This is a genomic window from Phenylobacterium sp. (genome assembly GCF_028290885.1).
In the GTDB taxonomy this organism is placed as follows: domain Bacteria; phylum Pseudomonadota; class Alphaproteobacteria; order Caulobacterales; family Caulobacteraceae; genus Phenylobacterium.
The window spans coordinates 1-23,929 of sequence record NZ_JAQGIZ010000275.1; the positions used below are offsets into that span (position 1 = coordinate 1).

Consider the following 23,929-nt stretch of genomic DNA (forward strand, 5'->3'; position numbering starts at 1 on the left):
AGTTCCTCCTGGAACACGCGGTGATCGACATCGGGGTCGGCATGCGATGGCTGCGCGAGACGGCAGGCGTCGAGACCATCGTGATCCTCGGCAATTCCGGCGGCGGCTCGCTGATGGGCGCCTACCAAGCCGAGGCGATCGCGCCCACCCTCACCGACCTGGCGCAAGGCGCCGGACGCGCGGCCCTGGAAAGCCTGCCCAAGGCCGACCTGTACGTCTCCCTCAACGCCCACCAGGGCCGGCCGGAGGTCCTGACCGACTGGATGGACGCCTCGGTGGTCGATGAATGGGATCCCGTGGCGACCGACGAGAGCCTGAACCCGTTCAACCCCAACAACGGGCCCCCGTATTCGGCCGAGTTCATCGCCCGCTACCGCGCCGCCCAACGGGCGCGCAACCAGCGCATCACCGACTGGGCCAAGGCGGAACTCGCGCGCCTCAACGCCGCGGGCGTGCCCGACCGGCTGTTCCCGCTGTTTCGTTGCTGGGGCGATCTGCGGTTCATGGATGGGTCCATCGACCCGTCGGAGCGCAAGTCGCCGGCCTGCTATCGCGGCGACCCCGCCGTGGCCAACCGGACGCCCAGTATCGGGCGCGCCAACAACCTGAAGACCTGGCTTTCCATGTGGAGCCTGGAAACATCCAAGTGCCAGGGCGCCGAGCAGCTGGCCAAGTTCGACCTGCCCTGCCTGGTCGTCCAGGGGATGGCGGACACCGGCGTCTTTCCCAGCGACGCGCAAAAGATCTTCGGCAACATCGGCACAACCGACAAGTCGCTCCATCTCATCAAGGGCGCCCACTACTTCGAAGACAGCCGCGAGGAGCGCGAGGAGATGGCGGCCCTCCTCACCGACTGGGTGGCGAAGCGGCGCTAGCGGCGCTAGCGGGCCAAGCGGCGCTCAGTCCCGCTTGGTGGCCCCGGTAGATTCGAAGGTCATCGGATCTCCCCAGTCCTCGTGCAGCAGTTGGGCGGCCTCCAGGAGCCGGGCCTTGCCAAGCCGCCGGCCGAGCTCCTCGCCCATCACCACCATGGCCTGCTGGGCGTCGACCCGCATGGTCTCGCCCAGCGGCGTCAAGGCCATCACCTTCACGCGGCGGTTCGAGGGCTCGTCGACCAGGGCCACCATGCCCAGGCCGATCATCTGGCTGATGGTGGCGTGGATCGCCTGACGGCTGACGCCCAGCCGCCGCGCTATGTCGGAGGGGCGGCGCACGCCGAGCACGATATTGGCCATCACCATCGACTGCGGACGCGTGACCACCGGCCACCCGCGCGCCTGCAGGTAGTTCTGGAGGCCTTCATCGAACCAGTAGAAGCCCTGCAACAGCGACAGCAGCAGATGCTTGATGTCGTCGTCCGCCGTCACGCCCCGTTTACCCCACAAGCCCTTGAGCCTCAGTGGGACTCTTCCTGGCGATTGTCAAAGCCGTAGGGACGCGCTTCGCAGCTACTACTCGGCGGCGTGGGATTGGCGAGCGCCGCGGGTGGTGAAGGCGCGCCAGTCGCCGCCCTTGGGGACCATGCCTTCGAAGGACGTGAGGTCCACGTGGCGAATGGCTCCGGTGGTTCCGATGATCGGCTGGCCCGCCTGCGCGGCCTTCGCGGCGGCCACCATCTGCCGGCGGAACTGAACGATCGCCACGTCGCTGGTTCCCAGATGGTCCCGGCTGCGGTCGGCGATCGGCCCCATGCTTTCCCACATGGCCATGTCCTGCGAAGGGATGCCTTCGATCCCGGTGAAATCCCCGGCCTTCATCTTGGCGCGGTCCTGCAGGAAGCCGTTCTCGAGGTTGCGGAGCTTCCGGTAGTCGCTGGTCAGATCGACGCCCACCTCCGCCGCGCAGAACCGCCGCCAGGCATCTTGGTCGATCCCCTTGGTGGGGTGCCACGCGATCCAGTAGAACATGCAGTTCAGGTCATCGATCGGCACCAGCATCTGCGCCAGGTTGTACTGGTCGTTCGGCGGGATCAGCACCGTGAAGGGCGCGATGAAAATGGTGGTGCGGACGTAGTCCTGGGTTTCGGCATTGACCACCGGCCGGCGGATCGCCGCGTAGTGGAATCCAAAATCGGTGAGCTCGGCCTCGATGCGGGGCGCCTTGTCGTTCGACGGGCGCAGCCACGCCGTCCCCGTCGCGGTCGAGCCCGCGACCTCAGCCGTGGGCATGTTCGTCGAGTGCAGGCTCGAGGAATGGGCGGAGTCGATCGAGCCCTCGAGCACCTGGGCCCAGTTGCAGGCCGCATGCATCTTGACCACGGAGGTCCTGGTCGTGGACGTGGGCGCCCAGGCGGGCATCGCAAACGGGCGCATCTCTTCGGCGCGGCCCATCCATACCCAGACGAAGCCGCCGCCCTCCGCGGTCGGGTAGGCCCTATGCCTGAGGTTGCGCATCCGCGAGTCTGCGGGCTCCGACGCCATCTCCTGGATTTCGCCGTCCACCCCGAATTTCCAGCCGTGGTAGAGACAGCGAAGGCCGCAATCCTCGTTGCGGCCGAACGCCAGGGACGCGCCCCGATGCGGGCAATGCTCGTCCAACACGCCGACCCGGCCCTTGCTGTCGCGGAAGACGACCAGGTCCTCGCCGAGGAGCCGCGCCCGCACCGGCGCCCCGTCAGGCTCCGCTGCCTCTTCGCTCAGGCAGGCCGGCAGCCAGTGACCGCGCATGACCCGTCCCATCGGCGCCTCGCCCTCCACTCGGCAGAGAAGCTCATTGTCGGCGGGTTTCATGGGGTCCTTCCACGAGGCCTTCGGGCTGGCGGGGCCCTCAAGACTTAGATATCGAAGTATTTAATCGGGGGCGCCCAACCTGTCCAGCAAGGGGCGTGTCCAGCAGGGGACCGGGATGGGAGTGCATGGCTGACCGCGTCCTTCGCATCGGCGTTTTGGGGCTCAGCCGCGGTTTCGTGCTTACCCGGCCGGCGTTCCTGGCGGATGCGCGATGCCGGCTGGTCGCCGCCATGGATCCAAGGCCGGAGGCGCGCGCGGCTTTCGAGGCGGAGTTCGCAGCACCGTCCCACGAGACCGCCGAAGAGCTCTGCCGCAATCCCGATGTCGAGATCGTCTATGTCGCCTCGCCGCATGAGCGGCATGCCGAACAGGCGATCCTCGCGGCGCGGCACGGCAAGCACGTCCTGGTGGAGAAGCCCATAGCCCTGAGCCTCGCCGACTGCGCGGCCATGCGGGCCGCCGCGCAGGCCGCGGGGGTGGCGCTGATCGTCGGTCCGAGCCACAGCTACGACGCCCCTGTCGCCCGGGCGGCTGAATTGATCGCCGGCGGGGCCTATGGCGCGCTCAGGATGATCACCGCCCTCAACTTCACCGACTTCCTCTACCGGCCGCGGCGTCCGGAGGAGCTGGACACCGCGCGGGGCGGCGGCGTGATGTTCAGCCAGGCCGCGCACCAGGTCGATATCGTCCGCCGCCTGGCCGGCGCGCCGGTGCGCAGCGTTCGGGCCCAGGCCGGCGCCTGGGATCCGGCCCGGCCGACGGAGGGCGCCTACCAGGCGTTCCTGACCTTCGAAGGGGGCGCTACTGCGACGCTCAGCTATTCCGGCTACGGACGCTATGACTCCGACGCCTTGATGGATTGGATCGGCGAGGACGGCGGCGCCAAGGACCCGGCGGGCTATGGGGCGGCGCGCGGGCGGCTCTCCGGCGCCGACGAGGATGAGCTCAAGCGGCGGCGCGCGTACGGGGCCGGGCCGCCGTCCGCCGCTCCAGCCGGCCTTGCGCACGAGCACTTCGGGTTCGTGCTCGCCAGCTGCGAGCACGGCGACCTGCGGCCGACCGCCACCGGCATCGAGGTCTATGCGCCGGCGGCGCGGAGCACGATCGAGCTGCCGCCGCCGCATGCGCCGCGCGCCGGCGTCGTCGACGAGCTTTGGCGCGCCGTCGTCGAAGGTGTCCCACCGCTGCACGACGGCGCATGGGGCGCCGCCAACCTCGCGACCTGCCTTGCGATGCTGCGATCGAGCGCGGAGGGGCGCGAGGTCGCCTTGACTGAACTGGAGAGCCCGGCGTGAGCAGACTGCGACTGACCCTGGCCTGCTGGGACTACGACCGCACCCGCGCCCTGGCCGACGGGCGGGTGACTCCGGAGGGGATCGACCTCAACCTCGTCCCGCTGCACGTGGAGGAGACGTTCTTCCGTATGCTGCGCAACCGCGAATTCGACGCTGCGGAGATGTCCCTGTCGTCCTATTCGGTGTCCCTCATGCGCGACGATCCGGCGTTCGTCGCGATCCCGATCTTCCCGTCACGGTTCTTCCGCCACTCCTGCATCTTCGTGTCGGCCCGCAGCGGCATCCGCGAACCCAAGGACCTAGTCGGCAAGCGCGTGGGCGTGCCCGAGTACCAGATGACGGCGCCGGTCTGGATCCGTGGGATCCTGTCCGACGAATACAGCGTCGATCCGGCCAGTGTCAGCTACTTCACCGGCGGCGAGGAGGAGCCCGGCCGCGACGAAAAGCTCAAGCTCAGCCTGCCGGATAGGTTCAGCGTGACTCCCATCGGGCCCGGCCAGACGCTGTCAGCCATGTTGGCGGATGGGGAAATCGACGCCCTTCACACCGCACGCACGCCTTCGACCTTCTACTCGCGTCCCGACGACGTAAGGCGGCTGTTTCCCGATTTCGTGGCCGTGGAGACGGACTACTTCCGCCGGACCAAGGTGTTCCCGATCATGCACGTCATCGCCCTTCGCCGGGACGTGTATGAGGCGAACCGCTGGATCGCCCAGTCGCTGTTCAAGGCCTTCGTCGCAGCCCAGGCGCTGGCCTATGACAATCTCAGGGTCACCTCGGCGCTGACCTCCATGTTGCCGTGGCAGGTGGCTGCGGTGGAGCAGGCGGTGGCGGTGCTTGGACCCGACTGGTGGCCCTACGGCTTTGCGGAGAACCGCGCCGTGCTCGACACTTTCCTTCGCTACCATCACGAGCAGGGCCTGTCGCGCCGCCGGCTCCAGCCGGAAGAGCTGTTCGCACCCGAGACGTTCGAGACCTTCAAGATATGATCACGCTCTACGGCGGGCCGACGCCGAACGCCCGCAAGGTCGCCATTGCGCTCGAAGAGATGCAGTTGCCCTGGCGGCTCCATCCGATCGACATCCTCAGTGGGGACCAGTTGGCGCCGGAGTTCGTGGCGCTCAACCCGAACAACAAGTCGCCGGTGATCCGCGACGAGGAAGTCCCGGGCCAGGAAGGTCCGCTGGTCCTCTGGGAGTCCGGCGCAATCCTCCTCTACCTGGCGGAGAAGACCGGCGGCTTCCTGCCGGCCGCGCCGCGCGAGCGCGCCGTCTGTCATCAATGGCTGATGTTCCAAATGTCGGCGGTGGGCCCGATGTTCGGCCAGAACGCGCACTTCTCGTTCTACGCCAAGGACCGTCACGACTACGCCATCGCCCGATATGCCAACGAGGTGACACGCCTCCTGCGCGTCCTGGAAGGCCGCCTGGCGGAGAGCCCCTACCTGGCCGGGGACGCCTACACCATCGCCGACATGGCCACCTATCCCTACACGCTGCGCCAGATGGAGGCGCGCGCCGCCGAGTTTCCCCAGTTGAAACGCTGGTCGGATGTTGTCGGGGCTCGCCCGGCCGTGCAGCGCGGCATGGAGGTCGGACGCGATCACCTGCGCAAGGAAACCATCGAGGGTGGCTTGAGCGGGCTTTCGGACGAACAGCGCTCGATCCTCTTCGGGGACCGCCAATATGCGCCGCGCTGATGCAGGGGTCAGGTGATGGCGTACATCCAGTGTCGGACGCCACCCGGCTCCCGTTCTCCGCAGCCGACCGCGAGGACTGAGTTGAGCCACGCATAGCGGGCGTCGGCGGTCTCGAAGACCGGTGCGACATGCAGTTTGTAGCGGGACGGGTCGACGTGGGGCTGTGCGGGATCGCGGAAGGCTTCGCCCACATCGGGCGGGATCAGGCTGCGGCCCGTATAGGTGACGTAGATCAGGGCGCCGTCATCCGTGCGCCACAGGCAGCGCGCGTCGAAGGTCCCGACGGCGGCGCCGTCCGGCCCGACGCCGGACTCCGGCCAGTTGCCGCCGCCCGGCAGGATGTCGCCGCTCAATCGTGGACCTTCGAAGCGGCCGCCGGTGATGTAACCCACGCGACGACTACGCCACGGTGACGGTCCCAGGGACAGGATCTCGCCGACCTCGAAGGCCGCGCAGCAGAGCGGCTCGCTGGAGAGCGTCCGACCCGCGAAGTCAAAGTCCGGCATAGGCAAATTCTCCGTTGCGCCCGCCTGGGCGTCGAGACTGGGACTGCATCGCCCGCCCCTAGCTCCCGGCGTTTTCGAGGATCAGGTGGCCCACCGCCGTGTTCGACGCGGGCACGTGGTAGAAGCGGTGGACGACGCGCACCCGCTCGTCGAGCGCGCCGCGCATGATCAGCCACATGACCAGCTCGATGCCTTCCGAGCCGGCCTCGCGGACGTAGTCGATGTGCGGCGCGGCGGCCTGGCCCTCCGGATCCCCGATCAGCCGGTCCATGAAGGCGTTGTCGAACTCCGCATTGATCAGGCCGGCCCTGGGCCCCTGCAGCTGATGGCTCATCCCGCCGGTGCCGAAGACGACGACCTTCAGGTCTTCGGGGAAGCTCTCCACGGCCCTGCGGATCGCCTGGCCTAGCTTCCAGCAGCGATGGCCGGTGGGCGGCGGATACTGGACCACGTTGACGGCCAGCGGGATCACCTTGCAGGGCCACTCCGCGGGCTGGCCGAACATCAGCGACAGCGGCACGGTCAGGCCGTGGTCGACGTCCATCGCGTTGACGATGGTCATGTCGAACTCGTCGAGGATCAACTTCTCGGCGAGATGCCAAGCGAGCTGCGGGTGGCCCTGAACGGCCGGCACCGGGCGCGGGCCCCAGCCCTCGTCGGCGGGCGCGAACTGTTCGGCGCAGCCGATGGCGAAGGTGGGGATCAGCTCCAGGGAGAAGGCCGAGGCGTGGTCGTTGTAGACCAGGATCACGACATCCGGCTTCGCCTCGGCGATCCAGCGCTTCGAGACCTCGTAGCCGGCGAACAGCGGCGCCCAATAGGGATCGCCGGCCTTGCCGTTATCGAGCGCCGCCCCGATGGCCGGCACATGGCTGGTGGCGACGCCGGCGGTGATCCCGGCCACTAGCGGGAGTCCTTCTTCGACCGATTGCCCTCGATCGACCGGCCGCCCTTCAGCATCATCTCGGCGTATTCCGGCTGGGTCACGCCGCTCATGATCGCGGCGATCTGCTGAAAGGAGAGGCCGTCGGTGGCGGCGATCTTGGAGATGAAATAGATGTTGCCGCCGAGCGCGATCATGCCGTTCCAGTCGCGCGCCAGCACCGCCTGCTTCTGCGCCTCCGTCATCGGCCAGCGGTCGAGGTAGCCGGGTTCGGCGGCTTTGAAGGCCTCCCGGTTGGCGGCCTTCATCAGCGACATGCAGAACATGTTGAGATGGTAGCCCAGGCGCGACTGTTCGGCGTCGAACAGGGTGGTGCCGGGAATGTCCTTGAACGGATCGTCGGTCATGGCTCGGCGGTCCCGGTAGAGACGCCCCAGTAGAGTCTTTGGGGGTTGTCGACGAGCAGCTTGCGCTGCCGCTCCGGCGTGGTCGCGAACTTCGGGATCTGGTCGGCCAGCACGCCGTCGTCGGCCATGTGGTTCTTGAGGTTCGGGTGCGGCCAGTCGGTCCCCCAGAGCACCCGGTCGGGGAAGCGTTCGACGATGGCCCGCTGGAAAGGGACCACGTCGTTGTAGGGCGGACCGGCCAGCGAAAGGCGCTCGGGGCAGGAGACCTTCGACCAGACGTCCGCGTCCTCCGCCATCCACTGGACGAAGGCCTGGAACTGCGGGTGGTCGACGCCCAGCGCCACGTCGGGGCGGCCCATATGGTCGACGACGACCTTGGTGGGCAGCGAGGCGAACAGCGGCTTCAGCTCGGCCAGGTCGGGCGCCTCGAAATAGACCACCACGTGCCAGCCGAGGGGCGCGACCTTGGCGGCGATCCGGCGCAGGACGTCATGCGGGGTGAAGTCGGCCAGCCGGCGCAGGAAGTTGAACCGCACCCCGCGCACGCCGGCGGCGTCCAGCTCGGCGAGCTCGGTCTCGGTGATGTCCTCGCCGACCGTGGCCACGCCGCGGGCCCGCTCGCCGGCGGCCTGGAGCGCATCGGTGAGGGCGCGGTTGTCCTTGCCGTGGCAGGTAGCCTGGACGATCACGTTGCGCTCGAACCCCAGGAAGTCGCGTAGCGCGAACAGCTGCGCCTTGCTCGCGTCGCAGGGGGTGTACTTGCGCTCCGGCGCGTAGGGGAACTGGGCCGCCGGGCCGAACACATGGCAATGAGCGTCGACCGCGCCGGCCGGCGGCTTGAACCGCGGCTTCGAGGGGTTCGGGTGGAACGCCAGCCAGTCGGGATCCATGATCTGCGGGCGACCGGCGCTCATCGCCCCATGGCCTTCAGCCTGGCGTCTAGCCGCGGGAACACCCGGCGCGCGTTGCCGGAATAGACCTTCTGCCGGTCGGCCGCGTTCAGGGCGCTGGCGTCGACGTAGCGCTTGGTGTCGTCGAAGAAGTTGCCGGTCTCGGGGTCGATCCCGCGCACCGCGCCGACCATCTCCGAGCCGAACAGGATGTTCTCCACCGGGATCACCTTCACCAGCAGATCGATCCCAGGCTGGTGGTAGACGCAGGTGTCGAAGAACACGTTCTGCAGGACGTGCTCGGGCAGCGGCGGTCGCTTCATGTCCTGCGCCAGGCCCCGGTAGCGGCCCCAGTGGTAGGGCACGGCCCCGCCGCCATGCGGGATGATCATCCGCAGCGTCGGGAAGTCCTTGAACAGGTCCCCTTGGATGAACTGCATGAAGGCGGTGGTGTCGGCGTTGATGTAGTGGGCGCCGGTGGCGTGAAAGCAGGCGTTGCACGAGGACGAGACGTGGACCATGGCGGGCGCGTCCAGCTCGACCATCTTTTCGTAGAGCGGATACCAGAACCGGTCGGTGAGCGGCGGCGAGGTCCAATGGCCGCCGGACGGGTCGGGGTTCAGGTTGCAACCGACGAAGCCCAGCTCAGTCACGCAGCGCTCGAGCTCGGCGATGCTGCCCGCCAGGTCCGCGCCCGGCGATTGCGGCAGCTGGCAGACGCCGATGAAGTTCTCCGGGTAGAGCGCCACGACGCGCGCGATCAGGTCGTTGCAGATCCGCGTCCAGCGGCGGCTGACCTCGGCGTCGCCGATGTGGTGGGCCATGGCCGAGGCCCGGGGGCTGAAGATGGTCAGGTCCGAGCCGCGCTCGCGCTGCAGCTTCAGCTGGGCGCCTTCCAGGCTCCAACGGATCTGGTCGTCGGAGATGACCGGGTCGGGCAGATCGAACGCCTTGCCGGCGTCGAACGCCGCGACCTGCGCGTCGCGCCAGTCCTGCAGCGCCAGGGGTGCGGTGGTGTAGTGGCCGTGGCAGTCGATGATCACAGGTGGCCCTCCCTGAGGCGGTGATTGATCGCGTCGAGCGTGGTCGCCAGGTCGTCCGACATGGCGCTCCTGTAATTGGCGGCCCAATCCTGGCGCCGGGCGATCGCCTCGCTCATCAGCGGCCGCACGCCCGCCTCCGCCACGGTGCGAGCCGCCTCGCGCATCTCCTCGGCCCGACGGGTCCCGTGCTCCAGCGAGCGGGTGATCATGTACTGCGCCGTGGCGTTCCAGTCCGGCAGTGGGAGCAGGTCGGACAGCGAGTCCAGCACCACCTGTTCGACGCCATAGTGGCGGGCGGCCAGCAGGGATTCGGTGAGCAGGGACTCGACGCCCTTGATCATCACGCTGCGGCAAAGCTTGGCGGCGGCGGCGCGACCGACCTGGTCGGAGAAGACGCTGGCGCCGGCGAACCCCAGACCTTCGGCGGCCTGCAGGAAGTCGCCGGCGTGCGGACCGCCCAGCAGCATGGGCGAGGCGATGCGCCTGGGCGGGAAGGGACTCATGACTGCGGCCTCGACATAGCGGGCGCCGACGGACTGCAGGAGCGCGGCCGAGGCCAGCTTCTGGCCGGGGGAGCAGGAGTTGAGATCGAGGAAGAAGGCGCCTGGGTCGATCCCGGACTGCACGGAACGGGCGGCCTCGAGGTCTTCGGCCGCGGTCACCGCGCTGATCACCAGCTGGGCGCCTTGGACGGCGTCCGCGGCGCCGGTGGCGGCCCGCACCGGCTGGCCCACCACCGCTCGGCTGGGATCGCTGTCGGCCCGGGCGAAGGCGACGTCCCAGGCCGCGACCTCCGCCACGCCGGCCTTCGCCAGGTCCTGCGCCAGGATCTGGCCCACCTCGCCAAAGCCGATCAGCGCGATCCGCGAAAAGCTCATCTCCGGCCGTCCCAGATGGCGGCCGGCACATAGACCTCGCCGCGCATCAGCCGCCGCGCGGTGCGTAGCAGTGCCGAGCGGCGGACCTGGACCTGACCGTCCTTCAGCGCCACGTCCATGGCCACGGTGAAAAAGCCGGTGGGGTGCTCGACCTCCAGCTCCTTGACCGCCTCCACGTCGGCGATCCCGGCTGCCTCGGCGGCGACCGAGCCCGGCGTCACGCAGGCGGTGGCGACGCTGACCGCCCCGAACACCCCGATGGCCTCGTGCACCCGATGCGGGATGAAGCTGCGCGTGGAGATGGCGCCGCCATGCCGGGGCGGGGCGACCAGGCACATCTTCGGCACGGTCTTCTTCGCCACGTCGCCCAGGTTCATCATCGGGCCGACCTGCAGCCGGATCGCCTCGACGCGGGCCTTGAGCTCCGCGTCGGCCTCCAGTTCCTCGGGGGTCTCGTAGCCGGTCTTCCCGAAATCCGCCGCGCGCATGACCACCACGGGCATGCCGTTGTCGATGGCGGTGAGCTCAATCCCGTCGACGGTGTCGCGCGCGCTCCCGGTGGGCAGCAACGCGCCGCAGCTGGAGCCTGCGACGTCCAGGAAGTCGATGGGGATCGGCGCCGCGGTCCCCGGCACGCCGTCGATCCGCGCCCCCCCGTCATAGCGGACCCGGCCGCCGGGGGTCTGGATCGCCGCCGAGGCCAGGCTCTTGGTGTTGAGCATGTTGATGCGCACGCGGGTGACGCCGTCCTGGGCGGGGAACATCCCCTCCTCGATGGCGAAGGGTCCGACGCCGGCCAGCAGGTTGCCGCAGTTCTGGCCCGCGTCGATCCTGCGCTCGTCCACCACCGCCTGCAGGAACAGGTAGTCGACGTCGGCGTCGGGATGGGTCGGCGGTCCGATCACGGCGATCTTGCTGGTCAACGGGTGGGCGCCGCCCATGCCGTCGATCTGCCGGATGTCTGGGGAGCCCATGGCGGCCAGCAGCACCGCGTCGCGCGTGGCGAGGTCGGCCGGCAGGTCCTCGATGCGGAAGTAGAGGCCCTTGGAGGTGCCGCCGCGCATGACCGTGCAGGGGATGGCGGTCTGGGTCATGCTCAGGCCTCGTCGACCCAGCGCAGGCCCTTCTCGGCCAGCTTCTCGCGCATGCCGTAGATGTCGAGGCCAAGCTCGCCGGCCGCCAGCCGCGTGCGCTTGTCGACCTCGTTGGCCTCGCGCTTCGCGGCGGCGGCGGCCACCGCAGGGGCTTCCTCGCGCCGGACCACGCAGACCCCGTCGTCGTCGGCTACGATCACGTCGCCGGGGTGGACGAGCGCGCCGGCGCAGACCAGCGGCAGGTTCACGTCGCCCACCGTCTCCTTGACCGTGCCCTGGGCGTAGATCGATTTCGACCAGACCGGGAAGCCCATCTCGGTGAGCACGGCGATGTCGCGCGCGCCGGCGTCGATGACCAGGCCGCGGACGCCGCGCGCCATCAGCGAGGTGGCCAGGAGGTCGCCGAAGTAGCCGTCGTCGCAAGGCGAGGTGGGCGCCACCACCAGGATATCGCCGGCGTGGCACTGCTCGACCGCCACATGGATCATCCAGTTGTCGCCGGGCGCGACCGAGCAGGTCACCGCCGAGCCCGCGACCTGCGCCGGGCGATAGATCGGCCGCATGTAGGGCGCGAGCAGGCCCTTGCGTCCCTGCGCCTCGTGCACGGTGGCCACGCCGAAGCCGGCCAGCTGGTCCACGATGGCGGCCTGTGCGCGGGCGATGTTGCGGACCACGAGGCTCATGGGCGGGCTCCTAGAGCAGGCTCTTCTCGATGCGGTCGAGGGTGCGGTAGGCGGGCAGCACCTGGGCGACCGAAGCGTTGGGCTCGCGGCCCTCGCGGATGGCGGCGAAGAACTCCCGGTCCTGCAGCTCGATGCCGTTCATCGACACGTCCACCTTGGAGACGTCGATCGGCTGTTCCTTGCCGTCCACCAGGTCGTCGTAGCGGGCGATGTAGGTTCCGTTGTCGCAGATGTAGCGGAAGAAGGTCCCCAGCGGCCCGTCGTTGTTGAACGACAGGCTGAGCGTACAGATGGCGCCCGAAGAGACCTTCATCTGGATCGACATGTCCATGGCGATGCCCAGCTCCGGATGCGGCGGCCCCTGGACGCCGCGCGCGACCGAGATCGGCTCGCCGGTCTGGTAGGCGAAGAGGTCCACCGTGTGGGCGGCGTGGTGCCAGAGCAGGTGATCGGTCCAGGACCGCGGCTGGCCCAAGGCGTTGAGGTTCCTGCGGCGGAAGAAGAACGTCTGCACGTCCATCTGCTGCACCTTCAGCTCGCCCGCAGCGATCCGCTGGTGGATCCACTGGTGCGAGGGGTTGAACCGTCGGGTGTGGCCGGCCATCGCCACCCGGCCCGAGCGCTGGGCGATGTCCGCCAGCCGCTCGGCGTCGGCCAGGTTGTCGGCCATCGGGATCTCGACCTGCACGTGCTTGCCGGCCTCGAGGCATTGGATCGCCTGAGCGGCGTGGAGGGGTGTCGGCGTCGCCAGGATCGCCGCCTCGACGCCCGGCTGGGCGAGGCCCTCGGCCAGGTCCAGTGTCCAGTGCGGGATGTTGAAGCGCTCCGCCGTCTCGCGCGTCGCGTCCGCCACGCCGCCCACAAGGCAGGCCACGGTCACGCCCTCGATGCTCCGGATCGCCTCGAGATGCTTGATCCCGAACGCACCCTCCCCGGCCAGGACGATCTTCATATGCGCCTCTTGCCCCTCCGGCCTGGGGTTCGGAACCGTCGGCCGGCTCGATCCTAGTGTGCTGGATTTGAAGTTCGCCGTCTTCACGGGCCACGCGCCGAGCGAACTTCAAATCCAAGAAAGAACACTAGAAACATATACTTGCTAGTGTCCTGATCGATTCCGAAGTTCGCCAGAGGCAGCCGCAAGCGCTTGCGAACTTCGGAATCGGGACACTAGCGCCGGTGCGCCGCATCGCCCCATCGCAATTGCGGCCCGGCATATTCCATACAGTTATGCGTAATTGGGAAGAACTTGACCTGAAGAGTTATAGCCGGAGAACTCGATCCGCCGCCGGCTAGGACAGCTCGCGGACCGTCTCGCGCAGCGCCTGGATCAGCAGGCGACCGCCGGCCGAGACACCGCGTTGGGGGTTGGTGATCACCCCGGCCGGCCGGTCAAGCGCAGGCGCCGGGATCGGCAGCACCCGGACCTGTCCACGCAGCAGGTCGCCGCCCATGACCATCTGCGGCATCACCGTGATCATGTCCGTGGCCAGCATCACCTCGCGGATAAAGCCGCGCGACGTCGACCGGATCGAGCCCGGCGAAACGGAAAGGCCGACAGCAGCCATGAACTGTTCGATGTCCTGGTTGATCCTTTGGTTGAAGGTCGGCAGGACCAGGTCGAATGCGGCCAGGTCCCTGACCGTCGGCCGCTTGATCCTGAGCAGGGGGTGGGCCGATCGCGCCATGATCGAGATCGGCTCGGCGTAGAGCACTTCCCGGACCAGGGTGTCGGGGACCACGGCCGGGTAGAGCCTGCCCACCACCACATCCACCTCCCCAGCCTCGAGCTGGGCCAGCAGGGCTTCGGTCTGGCCCTCGACCAGGCGGATCTGCAGACCGGGATGCTCGGCGCGCGCGCGGATGATGGCGTTCGGAAGGACGCCCACGGCCGCCACCGGGAGGGCGCCCACGACCACCGAGGCCTGGGCGGGTCCGCCCTTCAGGTCGAGCTCGTCCTCCAACCTGCCGAGGTCCGCCAGGGCTCCGCGTGCGTAGCGCAGCACCACCTGCCCGGCCGCCGTCGGGCGCACGCCTCGCGCATGCCGCTCGAACAGCGGCTCGCCCACAAGCTTCTCGAGCTCCCGAACCATCTTCGTGAGGGCCGGCTGCGTGAGCCCCAATGTTCCCGCGGCGCGCGTCAAAGATTGATGGCGCGCAAGCGCTTCCACCATGCGGAGCTGGCGGAACTTCAGCAGATGGTCGAGCCGGCGCCTCATCGTTTGGGCTTCTTCCTCTCTTCTGCGATCCGCGCGATCACCAGAGACGGACTAGCCGACGCCGATCAAGCTCCGAGCCCGGCCGCGCCCGCCGGGCGTCGGGGACGCGCCGCATATCGCCTGTGCCCCGAAGCTTACGCGCAGCGGCAGGTCGCAAGATGCTGAGAGATGGTGCCCGAGGTCGGGCTCGAACCGACACACCTTGCGGTACTGGATTTTGAGTCCAGCGCGTCTACCAATTCCACCACTCGGGCACGCTGACGCCCCTATAGCCGCGGGCGGCGGCTTCGCCAACTCAAGGTCATGGCCTTGCGCATCGACAGGGCCGCAGCTAGCTGCTAATAAGTCGCAACTGCGTTTTTGAGTACCGGGCGTCAGATCCATGCACGACATGCTCCCCGAGGCCGCGTCCGTCGCGACGGACACCCCTGACGGCAAGGCTGGGGGCCAGGCGGTGCGGCTGAGCACGGCCCAGCCCGGCGACCGGGGCGTGATCGTCGACGTGCGGGCCGAGAGCCATCCCGGCGACCACGGCGTGGCGGTGGACGAGCTGCAGCGCCGGCTGCTGGAATTCGGCTTCGTGGAAGGCGCGCGGATCGAGGTGCTGCACGAGGGCGCGATCTGGCGCGACCCGATCGCGGTGCGGCTCGACGACATGCGCATAGGGCTCAGGCGCCGCGACGCCGAGGATGTCTGGGTCCTGCTGGACCCCAAATGAGCGACGCCGCCCTGCCGACCGCCCCCCTTCCCGCTGCAAGGGTGGCCCTGGTCGGCAATCCCAACTCCGGCAAGACCGCCCTCTTCAACGCCCTGACCGGCAGCCGGCAGAAGGTGGCCAACTACGCCGGCGTCACCGTCGAGCGGAAGGAAGGCCAAGTCGCCACGGCCAGCGGCCGGACGCTGTCGATCCTCGACCTGCCGGGCACCTACAGCCTGCGCGCGCGCAGCCCCGACGAGGTGGTCACCCGCGACGCGGTGCTGGGCAAGCTGGTCGGCGAGCAGGCGCCCGACGTGCTGGTCTGCGTGGCCGACGCCACCAACCTACGGCTGGTGCTGCGGCTGATCCTGGAGTTGAAGGCGGTGGGCCGGCCGATGGTGCTGGCGCTCAACATGTACGACATCGCCCAGCGCCAGGGCCTGCGGATCGACCTCGAAGGCCTCTCGCGCGACATCGGCTGCCCGATCGTCACCACGGTGGCCACCCGCAAGCGCGGCATCGACGACCTGGTGGCGCAGGTCGACGCGCTGATCGCGGCGGGCGCGCTGGGCGGCGACAACACCTGGCGCGAGCCGGATGCGGGCGAGATCCGCGACGCCCACCGCGAAGCCCAGCGCATCCTGAAAGCCAATGTGCGCGCGCCGACGCGCCCCGACACCTTCACCGGCAAGGTGGACAGCGTGCTGCTGCACCCGGTGGCGGGGCTGGCGATCCTGCTCACCCTCTTGTTCGTGATGTTCCAGGCGGTGTTCACCTGGTCGAAGTCGGCCGGCGACCTCCTGGGCCATGCGTTCCAGGCGACCGGCGCGTTCCTGGCGGCCCACCTTCCGGCGGGCATCCTGACCAGCTTCCTGACCGACGGGCTGATCTCCGGCGTCGGCAGCGTGCTGGTGTTCCTGCCGCAGATCCTGGTGCTGTTCTTCTTCATCATCCTCCTGGAGGACTTCGGCTACATGGCCCGGGCCGCCTTCCTGATGGACCGGATCATGGGCGGCGCCGGCCTGCACGGGCGGGCGTTCATCCCGCTGCTCTCCAGCTTCGCCTGCGCGATCCCGGGGATCATGGCGACGCGGGTGATCGACAACAAGCGCGACCGGCTGACCACCATTATGGTCGCGCCGCTGATGACCTGTTCGGCCAGGATCCCGGTCTACACCCTGATCATCTCCGCCTTCATCCCGAACCGGGCGGTGGCCGGAGTGCTCAACCTGCAGGGGCTGGTGATGTTCGGCCTCTACGCGGCGGGCATCCTGAGCGCGCTCGGCGTCTCCTTCATCACACGGCGGCTGTTCTGGCGGGGCGCCGTGGAACCGTTCCTGATGGAGCTGCCGGCCTACAAGGCGCCCGACCCGGTCAACGTGGCGCGCAACCTCTACCTGCGCGGCAAGATCTTCATCACCCGGGCGGGCACGATCATCCTGCCACTGATGATCCTGGTGTGGTTCCTTTCGTCCTTCCCCGGCGCGCCGGCCGGCGCGACCGACCCGGCGATCAACTACAGCCTGGCCGGCCGCCTGGGCCACCTGCTGCAGCCGGCGCTGGCGCCGATCGGCTTCAACTGGCAGATGACCGTGGCGCTGATCCCCGGCTTCGCGGCCCGCGAGGTGGCGGTGGCGGCCTTGGGCACGGTCTACGCCATCGGCAATGCGGACGCCTCGCCCGGCGCGCTCGCCACCACCCTGTCCCACAACTGGTCGATCGCCACGGGCCTGGCGTTCCTGGCTTGGTACGTCTTCGCCCCGCAATGCGCCTCGACCATCGGGGTGGTGAAGCGGGAGACCAACTCCTGGCTCTGGCCGGCGGTGATGCTGGTCTACATGACGAGCCTCGCCTACGTCGCCGCGCTGATCGTCTACCAGACCGCGCGGGCCTTCGGTTTGGGCTAGTTTCGACCGCTCCGGGACCAAACTGGAGGTTGCAAATTAACCCAGAATTCAACCTACCCTTTAACTGGGCGCTAAATGAGATGGGCGCAGCTTACGTCCATCATGCAGAAGACGCACGAAACCCCCTCCGACGCATTCCACGGCAAGAAGCCCGCTCGCGGGACCCAAACCCTCGCCAAACGCGTCCGTGAGGCCCTCCTTTCGCTCGGCGGCGAAGCGCACCGCGCGATGGTGATCGAAACCGTGGCCAAGAAACTCGGCCACGATGCCCGGCAGATCCCCGAAGACCTCGAGGTCGCCCTCATCCTCTCCTTCGAGGAGAACTGGCGCGACGAGCGCAGGCGAGCCGCCTACGGCTTCCACCTGCCGTTCGGCGAGGGTTCGCACCGCTGGAGCGTCCGCCGGGAGCCGGCCTACCTCCACTAGAGCGTTTCCCGGCTGACTTGGATCAAGTCAGCCGATCAGGAAGAGCGACCAAGCAAGGATTCTAGAGCGCCGTTTCGATTCAATCGAAACGGGACAAGCTCTAGGTTGAGGCGTCCCCCGCCAACGATCCCGCCGCTGATTGCAGGCGCGTGAGCAGGCGCTTGAGCAGGGCGACCTCTTCCGGCGCGAGGCCGGCGATCAGCGCCGCCTCGTAGGCCAGCGCAAGCGGCGCGATCTCTGCGTGCAGGCCGGCGCCTTCCGCGGTCAGCGCCAGGACGTGGCTTCGGCCGTCGGCGTGGTGGTCCGAGCGGGCCACCAGACGGCGCTTCAGGAGCCCCTGGGCTGCGCGGCTCACCGTCACCTTGTCCATCACCATGCGCGCGACGAGCTGGACCTGGGTCAGGCCGCCATCTTCCGCCAGCACGCAGATCAGCCGCCATTGCGGAATCGTGAGGCCGAAGCGGTCCTGGTAGGCGCGCGCGATCAGGCCCGAAACGGCGTTGGAGGCCACCGACAGGCGATAGGGCAGGTAGGCGTCGAGCCTGAGGTCGTGGTCGCCGACCTGCGCCGTCTCTCGCTCTGGGATCATGTGGCGGCCACCGCCTGTTCGATGGCGCCGAAGATCGAGTGACGCTTGGCGTCGCGCATCTCGATGCGCACGGTGTCCCCGGCCTTCAGGAACGGCGTCTTGGGCGCGCCCGAGGCAAGGGTCTCGATGGTGCGGAGCTCCGCCAGGCAGGAGTAGCCGGCGCCGCCCTCGCCCACCGGCTTGCCGGGCCCGCCGTCGGGGCCGCGGTTGGAGACCGTGCCGGAGCCGACGATGGAGCCGGCGGAGAGGCTGCGGGTCTTGGCGGCGTGGGCGACCAGGGTCCCGAAATCGAAGGTCATGTCGACGCCCGCGTCGGCCTCGCCCAGCGCCTTGCCGTTGAGCTCGACCGAGAGCGCGCCTGAGAGCTTGCCGTCCTTCCAGCCCGGCAGGGCGTCCGGCGTGACCGCCACCGGCGAGAAGGCGGACGCCGGCTTGGACTGGAAGAAGCCGAAGCTCTTGGCGAGCTCGCCGGGGATCAGGTTGCGTAAGGATACGTCATTGCAGAGCATCACCAGGCGGATGGCGGCCAGCGCCTGCTCGCGGGTCGCGCCCTGCGGCACGTCGCCGGTGATCACCGCCACCTCGCCCTCCAGGTCGAGGCCCCAGGCGGGATCGGCGAGCGGGATGGGATCGCGCGGACCGAGGAAGCCGTCGGAGCCGCCCTGGTACATCAGCGGATCGGTCCAGAAGCTCTCGGGCATCTCCGCGCCGCGGGCCTGCCGGACCAGCGCCACGTGGTTCACATAGGCCGAGCCGTCGGCCCACTGGTAGGCGCGCGGCAAGGGGCTCGCGGCCTGGTGCTCGTGGAAGCGCTCCTGCGGCACGGAGCCGTGCTCCAGGCTCTCGGCCAGGCCGCGTAGCGCCGGCGCGCAACCCTCCCAATGGTCCAGCGCCGCCTGCAGAGTGGGGGCGATGTGGTGGGCCTCGGTGAACCAGGCAAGGTCGTTGGAGACCACCACCAGCCGCCCGTCGCGGCCGCCCTTCAGGGACGCTAGCTTCATCGGAACTCCTTCTCAGGCCGCCCCTGCTTCAGGCAGGGGTCTGGCGGACGATCGTGCGGTTCAGGGTAACGCCTTCTTCGTAGGCGCGGGGCTCGTAAACGGTGACCTCGACACGAATATCGCCGCCCGGCTCGCCCTCCCACAGATAGCTGCGATCGAAGGAGACCTCGCGGCCGGCGGGGGTGAAACCCTCGAAGCTGTCGCCCCAGGGCGTGTGGCGGGAGAGCTCGTTCCACCCGAGGGTGCAGGCGCGCTCCAGCTCCTCGCGGGCGGCCTCCTCCAGGTCGGTTTCGAAGCTCAAGCGGCCTTCCAGGTGTGGGCGTAGGTTTGCGCGGCGCGGAACGGAATCCAGTTACAAGACGCCATCAGGGTTCGTCCTTGTAGATCGCCACCGCCAGCGGTTCTCCGTCGGCGATCCGCGCACGGTACATGCCCGAGGTGTTGAAGCTCCAGGCCATTTGTCCGTCGGGGGTGACCGCGATCACCCCGCCCTGGCCGCCGAGCGCGGTGAGGTCGCGCTGGATGACCTGGTCGACCGCGGCCTGCAGCGGCAGGCCCTTGAGCTCGACCAGGGCGGCGATGGCGCGGGCTGCCGACAGGCGGATGAAGTACTCGCCCTCGCCGGTGCCGGACACCGCGGCCGAGCGGTTGTCGGCATAGGTCCCGGCGCCGATCAGCGGGCTGTCGCCGACCCGGCCCCAGCGCTTGCCTGTCGTGCCGCCGGTGGAGGTGCCGGCGGCGACGTCGGCGCGGACGTCGCGGGCGACGACGCCGACGGTGCCGCGCTTGCCTTCGTCGTGGGCCAGGGCCGCGTGGGTCTCGTCGCGCGAGGCCCCAGGCGGCCGCGGCGGGATCGGCAAGCCGTCGCGGGCCAGCTGCTTCTCAAGCGCCCGCCAGCGCCGGTCGACGAAGAAGTAGCTGGGATCGACGCGCGCCAGGCCCTCGGCGGCCGCGAAGGCGTCGGCGCCCTCGCCTACCAAGAGCACGTGCGGCGAGCGCTCCATCACCGCGCGGGCCGCGGAGATCGGGTTCCTCGCGCGGCTGACGCCGGCGACCGCGCCGGCCTCCAGCGTCGCGCCGTCCATGATCGCCGCGTCGAGCTCGTTGCGGCCGTCGGCGGTGAAGACCGCGCCGCGCCCGGCGTTGAACAGCGGGTCGTCTTCCAGGACGCGGATCGCCGCCTCGACGGCGTCCAGCGCAGCGCCGTCGGCGCGCAGCACCGCGGCGCCGGCCTCCGCCGCCTTCGCCAGGACGCCGCGGTAAGCCAGGTCCTGATCCGGCCTCAGGTCGGCGCGCTCGATCACGCCGGACCCGCCGTGCAGGACCAGCGACCAGTTCGATGCGGACATCAGGCGCCCTTCGCCGGCAGCACCCCGCGCCGGATCTGGTCCAACTCGATGGACTCGAACAGCGCCTTGAAGTTGCCCTCGCCGAAGCCTTCGTTGCCCTTGCGCTGGATCAGCTCGAAGAAGATCGGGCCGATCATGTTCTCGGTGAAGATCTGCAGCAGCAGGCCCTGGCCCTCGGTAGGCGCGCCGTCGAGCAGGATCTTGTCGGCCTGCAGCCGCTGCAGGTTCTCGCCGTGGCCGGGGACTCGATCGTTGAGCTGCTCGTAGTAGGTGTCGGGGCTCGACTGGAACTTCACCCCGTCCTCGCGCATCCGTTCGACGGACTCGAAAATGTCGCTGGTGCCCAGCGCCACATGCTGGATGCCCTCGCCGTGGTAGTCGCGCAGGAACTCCTCGATCTGCGAGTGCTCGTCCTGGCTCTCGTTCAGCGGAATGCGGATCTTGCCGTCGGGGCTGGTCATGGCCTTGGAGAACAGGCCCGTCTGCGCGCCTTCGATGTCGAAATAGCGGATTTCGCGGAAGTTGAAGATGCGCTCGTAGAAGTCCGCCCACTTGGCCATGGCGCCGCGGTGGACGTTGTGGGTCAGGTGGTCGAGGTAGGTGAGGCCCCTGGCGTTCTTCGCCGCCGCCTCGGCCGCGCCCGGGATGGGCGTGAAGTCGACGTCGTAGATCTCCTGGGCCCCATAGCGGTCGACCAGGTAGAGGTTCGAGCCGCCGATCCCTTCGATGGCCGGGATGTTCAGCTCCATCGGCCCGACCGGGCCCGAGACCGCGGTCGCGCCGCGCTCGACGGCGAGCTTCAGGGCCTTGGCGGCGTCCTTCACCCGGAAGGCCATGGCGTTGGCCGAGGGGCCGTGGACCTTGCGGAACTCGGCGGGCTGGCCGGCGGGCTCCATGTTGAGGATGAAGTTGATGTCGCCCTGGCGGAAGCGCAGCACGTTCTTCGAACGGTGTTTGGAAACCGCCGTGAAGCCCATCAGCTCGAACAGGCCCTTCAGCCGCTCCGGCTCCGGCGAGGTGAACTCCACGAATTCGAAGCCGTCGGTCCCCAGCGGGTTCTCGAAGAGGTCGCGGCCGTCCTGTGGCGTGGGCGGCATGGTTTCGACGGTCATCGTGGAATCTCCTGATGGGAGGGATTTCGTATCGTGTGGAACTAGTTATCGGTAGCCGGAAGACAAGGTTTGTCCCGCCTGATAGCTGAACGCCGCAACCTCCCCTCAGGATCGCTTATGCTTCGCAAGACCTACGATTGGGTGATGGGCCTCGCCGCCTCGCCGCGCGCGCCGCTGGCGCTGGCCGCTGTGGCCTTCTGCGAGGGGCTGTTCTTCCCGATCCCGCCGGACGTCCTCTTGATGCCGGTGGTGCTGGGCGACCGCCAGCGGGCGCTGCGCTACGCGGCGCTGACCACGGCCTGCTCGATCCTCGGCGGGTCGTGCGGCTATGCAGTGGGGTATTTCCTGCAGCCGGTCGGAGAATGGCTGTTGTCCCTGACCGGCGGCAGCTTCGAGTCGTTCCAGGCCTGGTACGGCAAGTGGGGCGCCCTGCTGATCGCGGTGCCCATTCCCTACAAGATCACCGCCATCGCGTCGGGTCTGGCGAAGCTGAACTTCGGGGTGTTCATCGGGGTCTCGATCCTGGTGCGCGGCCTGCGCTTCTCCCTGGAGGCCCTGCTCCTGAAGGTCTACGGCGAGCCGATCCGCAGCTTCGTGGAGCGCCGGCTGGCGCTGGTGGCGAGCGCGGCGGCGGTCGCGATCGTGGGCCTGGTGACGGCCTTGAAGTTCGCTCACTAGGCCGCGGCGACTGGGCGGGGCTATAGAGGCGCCCATGCAGAGCATCCTGCGACCGTTCCTCGACCGCTGGCGGCTTTTCGCCTTGCTGGCCTCGGCCGCCATGTTGGCGATCGCGCACGCCTTCCAGACCTTCGGCGGCCTCGCCCCCTGCGAACTCTGCCTGAAGCAGCGGACCGTCTATTGGGTCGCCGCCGCCTTCGCGGCCGTCGCCATGGTGGTGGTGCGCCTGCCGGGCGGCCCGCGCTGGCGCGAAGCCACCTGCTGGGTGCTGGCGCTGATCTTCCTCACGGGCGCCGGGATCGCCGGCTACCACGCGGGCGTGGAGTGGAAGTTCTGGCCGGGGCCGCAGAGCTGCTCCGGCTCGGGCGGGGTGACGGCCGCAGCGCTGAAGGACCTCCTGAACGGCGGCGGCGTGCGAATGCCGGCCTGCGACCAGCCTGCCTGGAAGTTCGCCGGGCTTTCCATGGCCGGCTGGAATACCGTGGCCTCGCTGATCCTGGCCGCGCTCAGCGTCGCGGCGGCGATTCGCGAGCGGAGGAAGGCATGAGCAGCAAGCCGATCCCACCGCGGCCCGGCCAGGGCGCGCTCGCCGCCCGGATGGCGGAGATCCTCAGGGTCGACCAGGCCGGCGAGATGGCCGCCGTCGCCATCTACCGCGGCCAGCGCACGGTGCTGGGCGAGGCCAAGGGCCACGAGCGGATCGCGGGCCAGCTCAGCGAGATGGAGGCCCAGGAGGCCCAGCATCTCGCCCGCTTCGACCGCCTGCTCACAGAGCGCCAGGTGCGGCCGACGGCGCTGACACCGGTCTGGCGGATGGCCGCCTTCGCCCTGGGCGCCGGCACGGCTTTGATGGGCGACAAGGCCGCGCACGCCTGCACCGAGGCGGTCGAGACGGTGATCGAGGAGCACTATGCGAGCCAAGTCGCGGAACTCGCCGACCGCGAACCGGACCTCGCCGCCGAACTGGCCAAGTTCCGCGAGGAGGAACTGGCCCACCGCGACCTCGCCCTGGAGGAAGGCGCCCGCGAGGCGCCCGGCTACGCCCTGCTGGCCGCGGTGATCCGCACCGGCTGCCGCGCGGCGATCAAGATCAGCGAGAAGATCTAGGCGCGAAGTCGCCGGCCGGTTGCACGCCGCGCGCAGCACAGCCGCAAGGGACTCGCGTGATTCCAAAAGTTCTGCTTTTGTTCTTTGAACAGTTCTGGACGGAGGCGGACATGGCGGACGGCGCATCGTATCGGAGCTTCGCGGCCTGGCCGGCCTGGCCCAGGCTCGACCAGGCGCTGGCGGCGCGCTCCAGCCTGTGGGCCGTCTGCGGCTGCGGGCGCGAGGCGGCGATCGATCCAAAGCCCTGGGTCGGCCAGGGGCTCGGGCGGCAGGCGACCGCGCACCTGGAGACGCGGCTGCGCTGCCTCTGCGGCGCCAGGCGCGCGCGGCTGGAGATCCGCGGCCTCGCCGAGGCGCCGCAGGGGGTGACTGGCGGGATCTATGTCTTTCGCTGATACCCCCACACACCGCCCATCCCCGCGAAAGCGGGGACCCAGGCTTTTTTTCGTCGTGGCTCTGGACGCGGCACGACCTGGGTGACGGAGATTCAGAAACACAAAAGACTTGGGTCACATTCCTTTTTTGGCGCCGGGTGTCCGGGCCTGCCCTCGGGCCGGAAGACATTGACCGCGCCCGACCCATTGCGGACAGCGGCGGGAGTCGGATGCAGGCTTCCTCGTTGGGCGCCCCGCAGGTCACGTCGGCACTCCGACCGTTCCCCGCAACTGTGGGCCTTCTTGAAGCCGCTGCCGAATTGGGCAAGCCTTGCCAAATGACTGTTCAGGTGGGGACTGCGACGT

28 protein-coding genes and 1 tRNA gene are annotated in these 23,929 nt (G+C 69.0%); 11 read left to right on the top strand and 18 right to left on the bottom strand.

Going from position 1 to position 23,929, the window contains the following annotated elements:
- Window positions 1–875, top strand: an 875-nt coding sequence (locus JWP28_RS18170; RefSeq protein ID WP_299545141.1) for a hypothetical protein, incomplete at its 5' end; no start/stop codon positions are given.
- Window positions 876–899: 24 nt separating this feature from the next.
- Here JWP28_RS18170 and JWP28_RS18175 read toward each other — a convergent pair.
- Both JWP28_RS18175 and JWP28_RS18180 read right to left on the bottom strand, forming a co-directional pair.
- Complete coding sequence (locus tag JWP28_RS18175) at window positions 900–1,367, bottom strand: MarR family winged helix-turn-helix transcriptional regulator (RefSeq protein WP_299545142.1); 468 nt, start codon at window positions 1,365–1,367, stop codon at window positions 900–902.
- Window positions 1,368–1,451: 84 nt separating this feature from the next.
- Window positions 1,452–2,729: a Rieske 2Fe-2S domain-containing protein gene (locus JWP28_RS18180; RefSeq protein WP_299545144.1), complete on the bottom strand. Its 1,278-nt coding sequence runs from the start codon at window positions 2,727–2,729 to the stop codon at window positions 1,452–1,454.
- A 125-nt stretch (window positions 2,730–2,854) separates the two neighbouring features.
- On the opposite strand from JWP28_RS18180, the gene JWP28_RS18185 reads away from it, so the two are divergent.
- The 3 genes from JWP28_RS18185 to JWP28_RS18195 are packed head-to-tail and all read left to right on the top strand — an operon-like array spanning window position 2,855 to window position 5,723.
- Window positions 2,855–4,024 carry a Gfo/Idh/MocA family oxidoreductase gene (locus tag JWP28_RS18185; RefSeq protein WP_299545146.1) on the top strand — a complete coding sequence of 390 codons (1,170 nt, stop codon included), beginning with the start codon at window positions 2,855–2,857 and terminating at the stop codon, window positions 4,022–4,024.
- On the top strand, window positions 4,021–5,013 hold the full coding sequence (locus JWP28_RS18190) for an ABC transporter substrate-binding protein (protein ID WP_299545148.1): 993 nt from the start codon (window positions 4,021–4,023) through the stop codon (window positions 5,011–5,013). Before JWP28_RS18185 ends, JWP28_RS18190 begins: the two co-directional genes overlap by 4 nt.
- Window positions 5,010–5,723 (top strand): glutathione S-transferase N-terminal domain-containing protein, encoded by a 714-nt coding sequence (locus JWP28_RS18195; protein ID WP_299545149.1) that lies wholly within the window; start codon window positions 5,010–5,012, stop codon window positions 5,721–5,723. Before JWP28_RS18190 ends, JWP28_RS18195 begins: the two co-directional genes overlap by 4 nt.
- Before the next feature lie 8 nt (window positions 5,724–5,731).
- Here the strand turns inward: JWP28_RS18195 and JWP28_RS18200 are convergent, their stop codons facing one another.
- The 11 genes from JWP28_RS18200 to JWP28_RS18250 form a co-directional block, all read right to left on the bottom strand.
- Entirely contained in the window at window positions 5,732–6,229 is a 498-nt protein-coding gene (locus JWP28_RS18200) for a DUF3237 domain-containing protein (RefSeq protein ID WP_299545151.1), read from the bottom strand.
- A 58-nt stretch (window positions 6,230–6,287) separates the two neighbouring features.
- Window positions 6,288–7,133, bottom strand: a complete 846-nt coding sequence (locus tag JWP28_RS18205; protein WP_299545153.1) for a class III extradiol dioxygenase subunit beta — start codon at window positions 7,131–7,133, stop codon at window positions 6,288–6,290.
- A complete protein-coding gene (gene ligA, locus JWP28_RS18210) occupies window positions 7,133–7,519 on the bottom strand; it encodes a protocatechuate 4,5-dioxygenase subunit alpha (protein WP_299545155.1) in 387 nt (128 codons plus the stop codon). The genes JWP28_RS18205 and ligA overlap by 1 nt, the downstream gene beginning before the upstream one ends.
- Window positions 7,516–8,433, bottom strand: coding sequence for an amidohydrolase family protein (locus JWP28_RS18215; RefSeq protein WP_299545156.1), 918 nt, complete (start codon window positions 8,431–8,433; stop codon window positions 7,516–7,518). The genes ligA and JWP28_RS18215 overlap by 4 nt, the downstream gene beginning before the upstream one ends.
- A complete protein-coding gene (locus JWP28_RS18220; RefSeq protein WP_299545157.1) occupies window positions 8,430–9,452 on the bottom strand; it encodes an amidohydrolase family protein in 1,023 nt (340 codons plus the stop codon). The genes JWP28_RS18215 and JWP28_RS18220 overlap by 4 nt, the downstream gene beginning before the upstream one ends.
- Window positions 9,449–10,330: a DUF1932 domain-containing protein gene (locus JWP28_RS18225; protein WP_299545159.1), complete on the bottom strand. Its 882-nt coding sequence runs from the start codon at window positions 10,328–10,330 to the stop codon at window positions 9,449–9,451. The genes JWP28_RS18220 and JWP28_RS18225 overlap by 4 nt, the downstream gene beginning before the upstream one ends.
- Window positions 10,327–11,424, bottom strand: coding sequence for a 4-oxalomesaconate tautomerase (locus JWP28_RS18230; protein WP_299545160.1), 1,098 nt, complete (start codon window positions 11,422–11,424; stop codon window positions 10,327–10,329). Before JWP28_RS18230 ends, JWP28_RS18225 begins: the two co-directional genes overlap by 4 nt.
- A 2-nt stretch (window positions 11,425–11,426) precedes the next feature.
- Window positions 11,427–12,107, bottom strand: a complete 681-nt coding sequence (locus JWP28_RS18235) for a 4-carboxy-4-hydroxy-2-oxoadipate aldolase/oxaloacetate decarboxylase (RefSeq protein WP_299545162.1) — start codon at window positions 12,105–12,107, stop codon at window positions 11,427–11,429.
- A gap of 10 nt (window positions 12,108–12,117) precedes the next feature.
- The gene (locus JWP28_RS18240) at window positions 12,118–13,059 is read right to left on the bottom strand and encodes a Gfo/Idh/MocA family oxidoreductase (protein WP_299545163.1); all 942 of its coding nucleotides are present in this window, start codon (window positions 13,057–13,059) and stop codon (window positions 12,118–12,120) included.
- 337 nt (window positions 13,060–13,396) lie between these two features.
- On the bottom strand, window positions 13,397–14,323 hold the full coding sequence (locus tag JWP28_RS18245) for a LysR substrate-binding domain-containing protein (RefSeq protein ID WP_299545165.1): 927 nt from the start codon (window positions 14,321–14,323) through the stop codon (window positions 13,397–13,399).
- A 169-nt stretch (window positions 14,324–14,492) separates the two neighbouring features.
- Window positions 14,493–14,577: transfer RNA gene (locus tag JWP28_RS18250), tRNA-Leu, on the bottom strand.
- A 128-nt stretch (window positions 14,578–14,705) separates the two neighbouring features.
- Here JWP28_RS18250 and JWP28_RS18255 point away from each other — a divergent pair.
- From JWP28_RS18255 to JWP28_RS18265, 3 genes are all read left to right on the top strand, one after another.
- Window positions 14,706–15,041 (top strand): FeoA family protein, encoded by a 336-nt coding sequence (locus JWP28_RS18255; protein ID WP_299545167.1) that lies wholly within the window; start codon window positions 14,706–14,708, stop codon window positions 15,039–15,041.
- Entirely contained in the window at window positions 15,038–16,927 is a 1,890-nt protein-coding gene (locus JWP28_RS18260) for a ferrous iron transporter B (protein WP_299545169.1), read from the top strand. Before JWP28_RS18255 ends, JWP28_RS18260 begins: the two co-directional genes overlap by 4 nt.
- A gap of 102 nt (window positions 16,928–17,029) precedes the next feature.
- Window positions 17,030–17,353 (top strand): hypothetical protein, encoded by a 324-nt coding sequence (locus JWP28_RS18265; protein ID WP_299545172.1) that lies wholly within the window; start codon window positions 17,030–17,032, stop codon window positions 17,351–17,353.
- Between the two features lie 100 nt (window positions 17,354–17,453).
- Here JWP28_RS18265 and JWP28_RS18270 read toward each other — a convergent pair whose 3' ends face one another.
- The 5 genes from JWP28_RS18270 to hppD form a co-directional block, all read right to left on the bottom strand.
- The gene (locus JWP28_RS18270; protein ID WP_299545173.1) at window positions 17,454–17,942 is read right to left on the bottom strand and encodes a MarR family transcriptional regulator; all 489 of its coding nucleotides are present in this window, start codon (window positions 17,940–17,942) and stop codon (window positions 17,454–17,456) included.
- Complete coding sequence (locus JWP28_RS18275; RefSeq protein ID WP_299545175.1) at window positions 17,939–18,943, bottom strand: fumarylacetoacetate hydrolase family protein; 1,005 nt, start codon at window positions 18,941–18,943, stop codon at window positions 17,939–17,941. Before JWP28_RS18275 ends, JWP28_RS18270 begins: the two co-directional genes overlap by 4 nt.
- A gap of 28 nt (window positions 18,944–18,971) precedes the next feature.
- On the bottom strand, window positions 18,972–19,244 hold the full coding sequence (locus JWP28_RS18280) for a hypothetical protein (protein ID WP_299545177.1): 273 nt from the start codon (window positions 19,242–19,244) through the stop codon (window positions 18,972–18,974).
- A gap of 64 nt (window positions 19,245–19,308) precedes the next feature.
- Window positions 19,309–20,292, bottom strand: coding sequence for an isoaspartyl peptidase/L-asparaginase family protein (locus tag JWP28_RS18285; RefSeq protein ID WP_299545179.1), 984 nt, complete (start codon window positions 20,290–20,292; stop codon window positions 19,309–19,311).
- Entirely contained in the window at window positions 20,292–21,404 is a 1,113-nt protein-coding gene (gene hppD / locus JWP28_RS18290; RefSeq protein ID WP_299545180.1) for a 4-hydroxyphenylpyruvate dioxygenase, read from the bottom strand. Before hppD ends, JWP28_RS18285 begins: the two co-directional genes overlap by 1 nt.
- A gap of 117 nt (window positions 21,405–21,521) precedes the next feature.
- Between hppD and JWP28_RS18295 the strand changes: the two genes are divergently transcribed.
- From JWP28_RS18295 to JWP28_RS18310, 4 genes are all read left to right on the top strand, one after another.
- Complete coding sequence (locus tag JWP28_RS18295; RefSeq protein WP_299545182.1) at window positions 21,522–22,082, top strand: DedA family protein; 561 nt, start codon at window positions 21,522–21,524, stop codon at window positions 22,080–22,082.
- A 34-nt stretch (window positions 22,083–22,116) separates the two neighbouring features.
- Window positions 22,117–22,629: a disulfide bond formation protein B gene (locus JWP28_RS18300; RefSeq protein WP_299545184.1), complete on the top strand. Its 513-nt coding sequence runs from the start codon at window positions 22,117–22,119 to the stop codon at window positions 22,627–22,629.
- Window positions 22,626–23,189 carry a demethoxyubiquinone hydroxylase family protein gene (locus tag JWP28_RS18305; protein WP_299545186.1) on the top strand — a complete coding sequence of 188 codons (564 nt, stop codon included), beginning with the start codon at window positions 22,626–22,628 and terminating at the stop codon, window positions 23,187–23,189. The genes JWP28_RS18300 and JWP28_RS18305 overlap by 4 nt, the downstream gene beginning before the upstream one ends.
- Window positions 23,190–23,299: 110 nt before the next feature.
- A complete protein-coding gene (locus JWP28_RS18310) occupies window positions 23,300–23,584 on the top strand; it encodes a hypothetical protein (RefSeq protein ID WP_299545187.1) in 285 nt (94 codons plus the stop codon).
- Window positions 23,585–23,929 lie beyond the last annotated feature (345 nt).